Genomic DNA, 11,898 nt, shown 5'->3' with positions numbered 1-11,898 from the left:
AGAACGGGGAAGCGAACCTTAGCCAATGCCACAACCAAAATCAACCTTTGCTTCATCAGGTTAATGATTAAGAGGCTTTCAGCCACTTCTTAAGATGTCAAATGGGTTCTATAAATATGCGCTAGCTCGTTACGGTGTGACTCAAACTGAATAGTGTTCCTCATCTTGCGGCTGGGATAGCGTCCTGAAACGTTCTTTCTACCCCCGCCAACAAGCCGCGATGGTTCGGATGAGCGAATTAGTTCTATGCTCTTCCTCGCTAGTTCCGTCATATTAAGGCGGCGACACCAGTTTTTGAACTCATCTTCAGTGAGCATCCACCAGTCTCCTCTTACTCCTGAGCTAACGGTTTGTTCCTCACCTAGCTGGGTTTGAAACTGATGAGGATTTTATGAGTGCTACACAGGTGGTCAATTAATCGGTTGAGTGATTCCTTGAATATAGGCAAAAACTTCCATAACTTAAAATAAGTTTCCTCTACTTAAAAGGCTTTTTATTGAGAAATATTAAAGAGGTCATTACAAATGAAGATAGCTATGCTCAGTTGAAGATTAGCAAAGTAGCGCCTAAGTCGCTGCTCGGGCTGAGGTGAGTCTTAGCTAATTACCTATGGTTTTTATAGGGATACGCTTGCGACTCTGTGCCAACTTATGCCTAGGATTTCCACTTTTGGTCAATTTATGCTTGTTAGATGGCGATCGGGATACAATCTGCTAGACGAAAGAATGCTTATTACAGCGACTTGTGTAGACAACTTATGGTTGTAATATTGGACAACTTATGGTTGTAGCCACATTGTCATCTGTGACAGATTATTGTCATTAAGATGAATTATATGTCATCGTGCCAAATGGATGTTGTTGAACTATTAGTGACCTCTCATGTTTGGAAAAAACAGCTTTCCTTAGGCTGACTTAGCAGAAAGCGAAAGCCCCCAAATATGGGGGCATTTTGGTTATGTCAATGGCGTGCGATCGCTACCTTCCCACGCCATACACGCAAAGAGTTTAACTATCTTCTGGGATTCATACAGACTGGATTTGGATTATGTAAACAATCCCAACTTCCTGGTCGAAGATTGCTATCTCCAGTAGTGCTTTGTGGTGTATTAGTGGTGGGTGTGCGTGCAGGCGTAGTGCCGGGGGGTATAGTGGCGGGTGTGGCGTCGTTGTTGGTGCCAGCGCCAGGTGCGGGTGCGCTGTCGTTCGTGGTGCCAGCGCCAGGTGCGGGTGCGCTGTCGTCGGTGCTGCCAGCGCCAGGTGCGGTGCCGGGTGTTTGGGTTTGAGCGAATAATTGTTGGCTGCTTGCGGAGGAGTCAATACGAGCATTGCCATTAATAGAATTAACGCTATTAACTTGTGCTAATGCTGGAAAAGCCAGAAAAATTCCAGCAGTTGTAACCACCGACATCATACCAACGCCTTTTTTAATTTGAGTTTTCAGAGATGTATTCATCAGTTTCTATTTGGCTCTTACCAGTATCAGGTCGCACTTGATTAAATCTCATCCTCAACATCATAGTCGTCATACTATAGATAGAAGTAGTGCTTCCTAAGTGATGGAATGATGGGTAATGTCACAAATTTAGGCGCGACTGCACCTGGCAAAATTATTCTTTTATCCTGCTATAGCGCCGTATCTAAGCTGGAAAGAAGAAAGCCAACTACGAGTGCGAAAAATATTTCAAAGTAGATTAATCGGATTCATATAGCGATGCTTAATCAAGCGCAGCTAATACCGCCTTGGGTATTAATTTATCTTTAAACCAAATAATTCTTGCTGGTACATCCTTCAAGTTTACTCCTGCTTTTTCTAGATTCAGCCGTTCCGAAATCGCTAAAATTAAGTTATCGCATTCAGCACGACGTACCTGAGAAAATTTCTTTTGCAAATATTCCGGCCGCCAGTAGCCGACAATTTCTAGTAAGAAGGTGCGACCATCAGGATGTACTAAGCGAAAGTCGGGAATCATCACACTACCAGGAATTGGAATCAGGTCTACTTCTCGTTCTAATACCCAATCTGATTTCAGCGAGTCCCAGCGGTCAGCAAAAGATGCTTCCAGCATACTATCGTAAGGCTTACCAGGGGGATAATGGGAAACTAAGCCACAGTCAGAATTGAGGGTAAAGCGTCCCGTTTTCCAGGTTCCGGTGTAGGTGTCGCGGTTTTGGAGGATGGCGGATAGACTCCATTTTGTAACGTGGAGTAAAGCGGGGAGGAGTTTAGCGATCGCTAACCCATACCTTGTACTAGGCTTAAATAAACTCGTCGGGCCATCAACTGTAATCGTAAACCCATGATCCGCATCGCCCTCAATATACGCCATCAATTGAAACAGTTTTAGATAGCGAAATAACAGTTTATACTCTCCTGGGACGTTGCGGTGAGCATTCAAAGTAATTTGACTAGCGCGATAGAAAACGCCTTGTACTTGAGATAAATTGTAGCGGTGTAGCAAATCTTCTGGGGTAATCCCATCAAACTGAGTTAAGATGCGATTCTCGGCTAAATCTGCGTAAAGTCCAGCCTGAATTTGACTTGGTAAAACTTCTCTTTCTAGTTCCTGACTGAGTTTGTCAGCTAATATATTAAGTGTTGCACCAGAAGCTTGCGGACTCGGAATTGATTGTGCAGAAAGGGCAAAAACTCGCTCTCGTAATTCTGGCGGTTCCAGAGGACTAACTACTTCAAAAGTAGACAAGCTGCTTTTGAGAATATGAGCTAATCCTCGCTTTAAGCGATAATCTGGACTATCACCTTCTAATTCTGATAATTGACGATCTAGTTCTCCTTGAGTGTTGCCTAATGCCTCTTGGAAGCAAATAATCAACTCATTGGCAACGGCTAAATTCTTAGCATCAATATTTAGGCGTTTTGGGACTATCGTTTCGCCATTTTGTCGGTGGATTAAAAGTTCAGTTGGTAGCATGATGAATAAACCGCGAAGACGCGAAGGACACGAAGGAAAGAGAAAAAAGAGAAGAAACTAAGGAGGAGGGAGATTTTCCTCATCATCATCTCCCCATTTTGCTGATGATTCCGCTGCTTTCTTCGTAGCACTAGAATTTGCCCTATAAAAAATCTCCAACTGCCCTTTCTTCTCTCCTCCTTCGCGTCCTTCGCTTCGCTTCGCCTTCGGCTGACGCGGTTCATTCCTCTTCTCTCCCCTTCTCCTATTAGAAGTACCTTCTTCACTCGTATCTTCCGCCACAACCTCATAAAGCATAGCGCGTTTATTAGCATCATTCCCCTTACGCAAAACTCGCCCTAATCGCTGAATAAACTCGCGCTGCGAACCCGTACCAGATAATATTATTGCGACACTTGCAGCAGGAACATCAACCCCTTCATTCAGAACGTGAGAAGCAATCAAATTTTTGTATTCTCCCTCCCGAAATTTAGTTAATATCTCGTGCCGTTCTTTGATAGGCGTTTGATGCGTAATTGCCGGAATTAAAAACTCGTGAGAAATGCGATAAACTGTAGCGTTATCGGTAGTGAAAATTAATGTGCGTTCCGGATAATGTTGCGCTAAAATTTTAGATAAAATTCGCAGTTTACCATCAGTACCAAGGGCAATATCTTTAGCTTCGCGGTGAGCTAACATGGCACGTCGTCCAGCTTGCGATCGCGCACTCACCATGACGAACTGCTGCCACCCTTGAATACTGCCTAAAGAAATATTTGATTCTCGCAAAAAATTGTTGCGGAGTTGAATCAGCTCGTTATAGCGATCGCGTTCTAGTTGCGATAACTTTACCTTAATCTGCACCACCTCATGATTAGCTAAAGCCGCACCTGCTAATTCCTCAGCAGTTTTGCGATAAACTTCCGCACCGATTAACATATTAAGATCAGTGTGCTTGCCATCAGAACGCTCAGGAGTAGCGCTGAGTCCAAGACGATAAGGCGCGATCGCATACTCAGCAATTACCCGACTAAAATCTGTAGGTAAGTGGTGACACTCATCAAACACTAACAAAGCATACCTATTTCCCAAAGTCTCCGCGTGAATCGCCGCACTGTCGTAAGTAGCAACCAGTATCGGCGTTTTATCTCGCGAACCGCCACCCAACAACCCCACCTCCGCATCCGGAAAAGCCGCCGTTAAGTGAGCATACCACTGGTGCATCAAATCCAGAGTCGGCACCACAATCAACGTACTGCGCGGTGTCGATTGTATCGCCATTTGCGCCAGATAAGTCTTTCCCGCCGCCGTTGGCAACACCACAACCCCTTGCCTACCCGCTTGCTTCCAAGCCAACAGAGCCTCCCTCTGATGCGGATAAGGTTCCATCTCCATACTCGCCACCAGGGAGAGAGACTCAAAACCCTTCGCCTCATCGATGAAATTAGTCCCTTCCGCTTGCAGCACTTCCACCAATTGGCGATAATATATCGCCTGGATGCGGAACTTTTCCACTCTGTCATCCCAAGTAGCGTATTCTACCCAAGATTTCCCCCTTGGCGGTGGATGCAAAATTAAAGTTCCTCGATCAAAAGATAATGTAGGGGTACGAGCCATTTGTTTTTTGAATTCTCTGTCCCCGATAATTTTAGAAGAGTCAAGGCATAATGCAGAATGGTAGTTCGCCTGACATCTTGCATTTGATGATTTTTAATCGCCAGCTAGATTTTTTTAATGGGAATGCTTCCTTAACAAACAGCGTGTTTACGGTAGCGACAGAGGAGAACTGAACAAAGATGTGGAGAGTAACGCATCCCCGACTGCGGCGCTACGGTGTTGCTGTAATTAGTACAGGTATCGCGCTACAACTGACATTACTGCTAAAGCCACTAATCGCGCCTACCATTTTGCCACTGTTTTATGCCGCCGTGACGGTTAGTGCTTGGTATGGCGGGATGAAACCGGGGTTGCTGGCTACAATTTTGTCTACTTTAGTCATCAACTACTTCTTTATAGCTCCAGTTTACTCGCTGGCGATCGCTAGTTTGAACGATATCTTGCGGCTAGGCGTGTTCGTGCTGGTAACGCTACTGATTAGCACACTCAACTCGGAACTTTGCACTGCGAAACAGCGGCTGGAGACGAGTATGCTAAAACTGCAAGCCAGTGAGGAGCAATATCGTCGCATTGTCGATACCGCTTACGAAGGTATTTGGACAACTAATGCTGAGTTTAAAACCGAGTATGTCAACCAGCGGATGGCGCACCTTCTTGGCTACAGCGTAGAGGAAATGCTGGGACACTCGATTTTTGACTTTATGGATGACGAAGCTCAAATCGAAGCTCAAGCGAGGATTAAGCGACGCAAGCAGCCAAATAAAGATCAGTTTGACTTTCGTTACCGTCGCAAAGATGGTTCAACGCTTTGGACGATTGTCTCCACTAGCCAAATTTTAGACGAACGCGGTCAATTTATGGGCGCGATCGCTATGATTACCGATATCACCCTCCGCAAGCAAGCTGAAGAAGAACGCATTCAACTACTCAATAAAGAACAAGCGGCTAAAGAACAAATTACTAACACTTTAGAAAGCATTTCCGATGCTTTTGTTGCCTTAGACAGCGAATGGCGTTACACCTACGTAAACACTCGTGCAGAGCAGTTTTTCCAGAAACCCCGCGAAGAGTTAATCAGCAAAATCGTGTGGGAAGTATTTCCCCCACTCCCTAACTCGCAATTTTATATTCATGCTCATCATGCACTTTCTGAGCAGGTGGCTGTCGAGTATGAAGAGTTGAATCAGCGCTTTCAAAAATGGATATTAGTCCGTATTTATCCATCCAAAGATGGTTTAGCTGTTTACTTCCGCGACATCACTCTTCGCAAGCAAACTGAACAGTCGCTACAGGATAGTGAAGAACAAATTCGTCTGATAACAGACTCGGTGCCGATATACATTTCTTACGTTGATTCAGAACAGCGTTATCGCTTTAATAATCGGGCATACGAAGAATGGTTTGGATATTCGCGCAGCCAGATTACCGGAAAGCACCTTAAGGAAGTTATGGGTGAGTCGATTTATCAGTCAGTTCAAAAGTTTATAGAAGCGGCATTGTCTGGGCAAAAAGTAAGTTACGAAAGCGCCTTTACACGCAGCAATGGAGACCAGCGTTATGTTCAGGGTACTTACGTTCCCCATTTCGGAGAAGGGGGAGAAGTTAAAGGATTTTTTGTTCTCGTCAATGACATTACTGAACGCAAGCAAGCAGAAGAAGCATTACGGAAAAGCGAGGAACGCTACCGAGCTTTTGTAGAACAAAGTTCAGAAGGAATTTGGCGGTTTGAACTTGAGCAGCCAGTTTATATAAACTCTCCAGAAGATGAGCAAATTGAGCAGTTTTATCAATATGGATACTTGGCGGAATGTAACAATGTTATGGCACAGATGTATGGCTATGACAGTGCCGAAGAAATTGTAGGAACAAGACTGGAAAATTTTATCGTTTCTGAAGATATAAATAATATTGAATACCTGCGGGCATTTATTCGTTCTGGCTACCGACTACACCAAGCAGAATCTTATGAAATTGATAAGCAAGGTAATTTCAAATATTTTGTGAATAACTTGGTGGGAATTGTGGAAAATGGTCAATTAGTAAGAGCGTGGGGAACTCAAAACGACATCACTCTAGACAAGCAAGCAGAAACCGCACTCAGCGAGAGCGAAAAACGGTTTAGAATAGCGGCACAATGCGCTACAGATGTGATTTATGAATGGGATATCGAGAGCGATCGCATGGAGTGGTTCGGTAAAATAGACGAACACCTGGGATACGAACCGGGAGAATTTCCCCGAACGCTACAAGCTTGGGAAAATATGCTGCATCCGGATGATCGCGATCGCGTCATAGCGGCGGTAGACCAACATCTGCAAACAGGCGAACCATTTTTCCAAGAATACCGCGTCCAGCGAAAAGATGGCACCTACCTGTATTGGACAGATAGCGCCACAGCCATCAAAAACGAAAATGGTAAACCGATAAAATGGATCGGCGTAAATACTAATATTACAGAACGCAAGCGGGCAGAAAAGCAAATCCTTCGCTATGCCAATCGCTTACAAGTTCTAGCCGAGGCTTCGCGAACTTTTGCTGAAGCAATCCTAGATTATCAAACTGCCTTGGATACAATCTGTCAGCGCACAGTCGAGTTAGTTGGCGATACTTGCACTATTCGCCTAGTGTCGGAGGATGGACAGTGGTTGAATACAGTTGCCGTTTATCACCCTAACCCAGAAGCGATCGCCTTTGTCCGCGAGTTGTCAGCTGCTGCACCCCAGCGCATCGATGAAGGATTAACGGCTCGCGTGTTTGAAACAGGAGAGTCGCTGCTCATCCCAGTTGTATCACAAGAGCAGCTACGCGCCTCAATCAAAGCAGAGTATTTACCGTGTTTGGAACGCTTTAGTGTATACAGCCTTCTGGTCGCACCACTGCGGGTGCGGGGTCGGATCATTGGCACAATCGCTCTTTCCCGCGACAAGAGCGACAACTCGTATACTATTAATGACCAGGTATTTCTGCAAGATTTGGCAGATCGAGCCGCCTTAGCAATTGACAACGCCCGCCTCTACAACGAGTCTGTGCAGGCGAACCGGATGAAAGACGAGTTCCTAGCCACACTGTCCCACGAACTGCGAACGCCGCTTAACGCCATGCTTGGTTGGACTCAGCTACTCCGTAACCGCCAGTTCGACCCCACCACCACCGCCAAAGCGCTAGAGACAATTGACCGGAACACGCGATCGCTTTCTCAACTCATCGAGGATGTTCTAGATGTCTCACGCATCATTACAGGTAAACTGCGTCTGAATGTTTATCCAGTAGAACTTCTACCAGTTATTGAGGCAGCAATTGATATTGTCCTACCAGCAGCTAACGCCAAGGAAATTTACATTGAATCCATATTAGACCGCTCAGTGGTATCAGTCTTGGGAGATTCCACTCGTTTACAGCAAATTGTCTGGAACTTACTTTCTAACGCCGTCAAGTTCACACCCAGCAAAGGTCGGGTGACAATTAAACTGTCAGTAGTCAGGGAACAATTGTCAAGTCGTCAAATTGAAACGTTGTCAACAGACAACTATGCTCAAATTCAGATAAGCGACACAGGCGCGGGAATTAGTCCCGATTTTCTACCCTACGTTTTTGAACGCTTCCGACAAGCTGATGGAACAACAACGCGATCGCATGGTGGACTCGGACTCGGTTTAGCAATAGTCCGCCATCTAGTAGAACTGCAAGGCGGCACAGTCCACGCCGAAAGCCTAGGACAAGGACAAGGAGCAACATTTACAGTCCGGTTGCCACTCATCGATAAGGGACAGGCAACTAGGGACAGGGGACTAGGGACACAGCAAGATTCACACCCTACCCCCATTCCCGATCCCCAATCCCCCATCCCTCTAAATGGTTTGCGCGTGCTAATCGTAGATGATGAGGCAGATGCGCGAGATTTGCTCTCTACAATGCTTGCAGAATATGGAGCCGAAGTCACCGCTGTTCCGTCTGTGAGCGTTGCACTTGAAACACTACAACGTTTAAAGCCTGATGTACTCGTCAGCGATATTGGGATGCCAGAAGAAAATGGCTACAGCCTGATTCGCAAAATTAGAGCGCTCGATACCGCGTCGAAAAATATTCCCGCTGTGGCGCTGACAGCTTATGCTAGAGCAGAAGACCGGACGCAGGCTCTTTTGTCAGGCTTCCAGCTACACGTCCCCAAGCCAGTCGATCCAGCCGAGTTAGCTGCCGTAATTGCCAACCTCGCCGGACGCACTGGACAAGTTTGAGTAATTTTAGAGCGCGATGGCTTCGCCTCGGACTCCGTCCTACGCATCTTCTCCCTCGGCATCACAATTGATCTGGGTCAACCCCCATCTGACGTAGCCGTTCTGCTAATCTTTCAGCCCGAAGACGTTCTTGTTCAGCGCGAAGACGTTCTTGTTCAGCGCGAAGACGTTCTTGTTCAGCCCGTTCTTCTGACCACAGCAACAACTCCCCTTGGGCATTCCACCACCGCAGCCAATAGCCGTTTCTACCTTCATGGCTTCCTTGCCAAACTCCCAGAAATAAATCTAATCCGGGAATCCAGTAACGTCCCGCCTCATCGGGTGTTTGCAGTTGGTAACGCTCTGACTCTAGCCCATAAACTTCGACGCGCCCCGTATCTGGTCGAAAGATAACATAGCGAGGCACTTGAACTACTCTTTCATAAAAGAACCACTTACCCACACCTTCGGTAAATTCCACCGAATATTCTTCGCCATAAGTAGCAGAAAGAAACTCCATCACCACTTGGGGAATTGTTCCCTCAGTATGTGGCGTGTAGCTGCGACGCGGATAAGAACGAGTCCAAGGTTGCACCGGACGCACATACATCCAGTCTGGTGCTTTGCAGATGATTCGCCCCTCAATGGCGGCACACAAGGCAAAGTTAGACACGATGAGGGCATCTTGTATTAAGTTAGGAAAAGTGGTCAAAGGCTGGCGCAAAGCAGCAGCTAATGGTGGTTGATCTGTATTCTCCACGGGGTCATCTGGTAGGATAAAATCATCTGGCAGCAGAGGCCAGGTAATTGATAGTTGCGGCAGGGGAGTTTGAGTGATAGGAGACACTTTTCTTTTGGAGAAGATAAAGTAGACTTTTGCTTCTATTGTGATCTAATTACAAAATTTATCAACGACTGGCACGCCCACCAGCGATCGCGTTTATTTCCGTGGTAATTTGGTGGCCAGGAGTGCGATCGCTCTCACCTCCAAAACACACCATGCCAAGTTTTCTCCCATCTAAACGAATTGCCTTTATCACAATTGCTGTCTCTGTAACTGTTGCTTGGTGCCATACAGCACCAGCGGCATTTATTGAACCCCTCAGAAGCAAGCAGGGAATGGTTGTCTCCGCCCATCCATTAGGTAGTGAAGCGGGAGTTTCCATGCTACGCAAAGGCGGTAACGCGGTTGATGCAGCAGTGGCTACAGCTTTCGCTATCTCTGTGGTAGAACCTTTTTCCGCAGGTATCGGCGGCGGTGGGTTTTTGTTGCTGCGCTTGGAGAAAACTGGCGAAATCAAAGCCCTCGACTTTCGGGAACGCGCACCCTTGAAAGCTACCCGCGATATGTACCTGGATGCGGCGGGAAAAGTGCGTCCCAATGTCAGTGTAGATGGACATCTATCGGTGGCGGTGCCGGGAACGGTAGCAGGACTGTATGAAATTCATCGCCAGTACGGTAAGTTATCCTGGCAGGAAGTTGTGGCACCGTCGGTTAAGTTGGCTCAAGATGGTTTTATCGTTAGCCGCCGCTTTGTCGCCGCTGCGGAACGGAGAAAGGAACCGTTATTAAAAAATCCGGCGGCGCGTCAAGTTTTTACGCGCAATGGGGCGATGTATCAGCCGGGAGAAAGACTGATACAAACAGATTTAGCCAAAACATTACAAGCGATCGCGCAAAATCCCCAAAGCTTCTACACTGGCAACATTGCCAGGGCTATAGCCGACGACATGGCAAAAAACGGTGGTTTAATTACACTAGAAGACCTCAGAACCTACAAAACCACTTGGCGTACCCCAGTCTGCGGCAATTTCCGCCAATCTCGTATTTGTTCAATGCCGCCACCTTCCTCCGGAGGCGTTCACCTGCTAGAAATATTAAATATTATTGGGGGAATCCCATCCCCCAACCCCCGGTTAATTGAGGGTTCTGGCGACGTGAAAGCTAGGTTAGTTGATGGGGAGGCTAACGACCTGAAATCTAAAGGATGGCATCATCCCGACACGCTACATCTAATGATCGAAGCGATGCGAATTGCCTATGCAGATCGTGCCGAATATCTAGGCGATCCTGATTTTGTGAAAGTCCCAGTCTCATCACTAATTAACCCTGCCTATGCCGCTGAAAGACGGCAGGAAATTAGTATGAATAGGGCTAGATTATCCAGCGAGGTGAAACCAGCAGATAAAGAAACTCTACAACGCCTTGCCCGCGAATCAAACGATACTACTCATCTAACGGTGGTAGATGAGAATCGCAACACAGTCAGCCTTACCTTTACCGTTAACTACGGCTTTGGTTCCGGGGTAGTTGTACCCGGTACCGGGATTCTCTTAAACGACGAAATGGACGACTTTGCTGCTGCGCCTGGAGTGCCTAACGCCTATGGTTTGGTGGGCGGTGAAGCGAATGCGATCGCGCCCCGCAAAATTCCCCTCTCCAGCATGACACCCACCATTGTCACCGAAAATGGTAAACTCCGCATGGCTGTTGGTGCGCCCGGAGGCAGCACCATTATTACCACCGTCCTGCAAGTCGTTCTCAACGTCTTAGAATACGGTATGAATGCCGGACAAGCTGTGTCCGCCCCTCGCATCCATCATCAATGGCTTCCCGACCAGGTGAATGTAGAACCTTTTGGTTTAGATGTCGCTACCATAGCAGAACTGCGTCGTCGCGGTCACAAAATCGAAGAGCGATCGCCTTGGGGTAATGCTAACGCGATCGTAGTAACACCGGACGGATTTTTGGAAGGCGCAGCCGATCCTCGCGGTGAAGGTGCGCCTAGTGGTTATTAGATAAATTAAAAATGTAGAATTTAAAATAAGTCTTTTTTCAATTTTAAATTCTTGGCGATCGCTCGTCCTATTAATTATCAAAGTCCAACACGATTGCATTAGCTTCCCGTAAGTTGTCCCAGCCTTTTATTTAAACAATAGTGCTGAAACCTTAATAAACCTTTGTTTAAATAAATGGTTAAAATAAGCAACTGTGAATTAACAACTATCCATCCAACCCGGTCAAAAGTTACTGATGTTTCTCAGAGGATGTCTGAGAAGTGTACTAAGCTAAGCGTCGTAACATCAAACGAATGTTTGCGATATAGATAAAAGCTTCCGACGTCTGCGGCAAAATTTCATAATCCTTAGAGAGTC

General features: G+C 46.5%; 7 protein-coding genes and 1 pseudogene. 2 read left to right on the top strand and 6 right to left on the bottom strand.

Annotated features, from left to right (window positions below):
- Window positions 1-89: 89 nt before the first annotated feature.
- The 4 genes from H6F66_RS12160 to H6F66_RS12145 form a co-directional block, all read right to left on the bottom strand.
- Window positions 90-317: a hypothetical protein gene (locus tag H6F66_RS12160; RefSeq protein ID WP_190421520.1), complete on the bottom strand. Its 228-nt coding sequence runs from the start codon at window positions 315-317 to the stop codon at window positions 90-92.
- A gap of 694 nt (window positions 318-1,011) precedes the next feature.
- Window positions 1,012-1,455, bottom strand: coding sequence for a hypothetical protein (locus tag H6F66_RS12155; protein WP_190421518.1), 444 nt, complete (start codon window positions 1,453-1,455; stop codon window positions 1,012-1,014).
- 262 nt (window positions 1,456-1,717) lie between these two features.
- Entirely contained in the window at window positions 1,718-2,932 is a 1,215-nt protein-coding gene (locus H6F66_RS12150) for a DUF790 family protein (protein WP_190421516.1), read from the bottom strand.
- 57 nt (window positions 2,933-2,989) lie between these two features.
- Entirely contained in the window at window positions 2,990-4,528 is a 1,539-nt protein-coding gene (locus H6F66_RS12145) for a DEAD/DEAH box helicase family protein (protein WP_190421514.1), read from the bottom strand.
- Between the two features lie 179 nt (window positions 4,529-4,707).
- Between H6F66_RS12145 and H6F66_RS12140 the strand changes: the two genes are divergently transcribed.
- The gene (locus H6F66_RS12140; protein ID WP_190421512.1) at window positions 4,708-8,763 is read left to right on the top strand and encodes a PAS domain S-box protein; all 4,056 of its coding nucleotides are present in this window, start codon (window positions 4,708-4,710) and stop codon (window positions 8,761-8,763) included.
- A gap of 61 nt (window positions 8,764-8,824) precedes the next feature.
- Here H6F66_RS12140 and H6F66_RS12135 read toward each other — a convergent pair whose 3' ends face one another.
- The gene (locus H6F66_RS12135; RefSeq protein ID WP_190421510.1) at window positions 8,825-9,589 is read right to left on the bottom strand and encodes a Uma2 family endonuclease; all 765 of its coding nucleotides are present in this window, start codon (window positions 9,587-9,589) and stop codon (window positions 8,825-8,827) included.
- A 152-nt stretch (window positions 9,590-9,741) separates the two neighbouring features.
- On the opposite strand from H6F66_RS12135, the gene H6F66_RS12130 reads away from it, so the two are divergent.
- Window positions 9,742-11,541, top strand: coding sequence for a gamma-glutamyltransferase family protein (locus H6F66_RS12130; protein WP_190421522.1), 1,800 nt, complete (start codon window positions 9,742-9,744; stop codon window positions 11,539-11,541).
- 265 nt (window positions 11,542-11,806) lie between these two features.
- Here the strand turns inward: H6F66_RS12130 and H6F66_RS12125 are convergent.
- A pseudogene (locus H6F66_RS12125) lies at window positions 11,807-11,898 on the bottom strand (IS5/IS1182 family transposase); the annotation flags it as partial.

The organism is Trichocoleus sp. FACHB-6, assembly GCF_014695815.1.
GTDB lineage: Bacteria > Cyanobacteriota > Cyanobacteriia > Cyanobacteriales > FACHB-T130 > Funiculus > Funiculus sociatus.
The sequence above is the reverse complement of the archived record's forward strand: the minus strand, read 5'-3'. Positions and strand labels throughout refer to the sequence as shown.

What these genes read in the sequence shown, in the direction of transcription:
- H6F66_RS12160 (WP_190421520.1), bottom strand. Translation starts at nt 317, where the DNA reads ATGCTCACTGAAGATGAGTTCAAAAACTGGTGTCGCCGCCTTAATATG.
- H6F66_RS12155 (WP_190421518.1), bottom strand. Translation starts at nt 1,455, where the DNA reads ATGAATACATCTCTGAAAACTCAAATTAAAAAAGGCGTTGGTATGATG.
- H6F66_RS12150 (WP_190421516.1), bottom strand. Translation starts at nt 2,932, where the DNA reads ATGCTACCAACTGAACTTTTAATCCACCGACAAAATGGCGAAACGATA.
- H6F66_RS12145 (WP_190421514.1), bottom strand. Translation starts at nt 4,528, where the DNA reads ATGGCTCGTACCCCTACATTATCTTTTGATCGAGGAACTTTAATTTTG.
- H6F66_RS12140 (WP_190421512.1), top strand. Translation starts at nt 4,708, where the DNA reads ATGTGGAGAGTAACGCATCCCCGACTGCGGCGCTACGGTGTTGCTGTA.
- H6F66_RS12130 (WP_190421522.1), top strand. Translation starts at nt 9,742, where the DNA reads ATGCCAAGTTTTCTCCCATCTAAACGAATTGCCTTTATCACAATTGCT.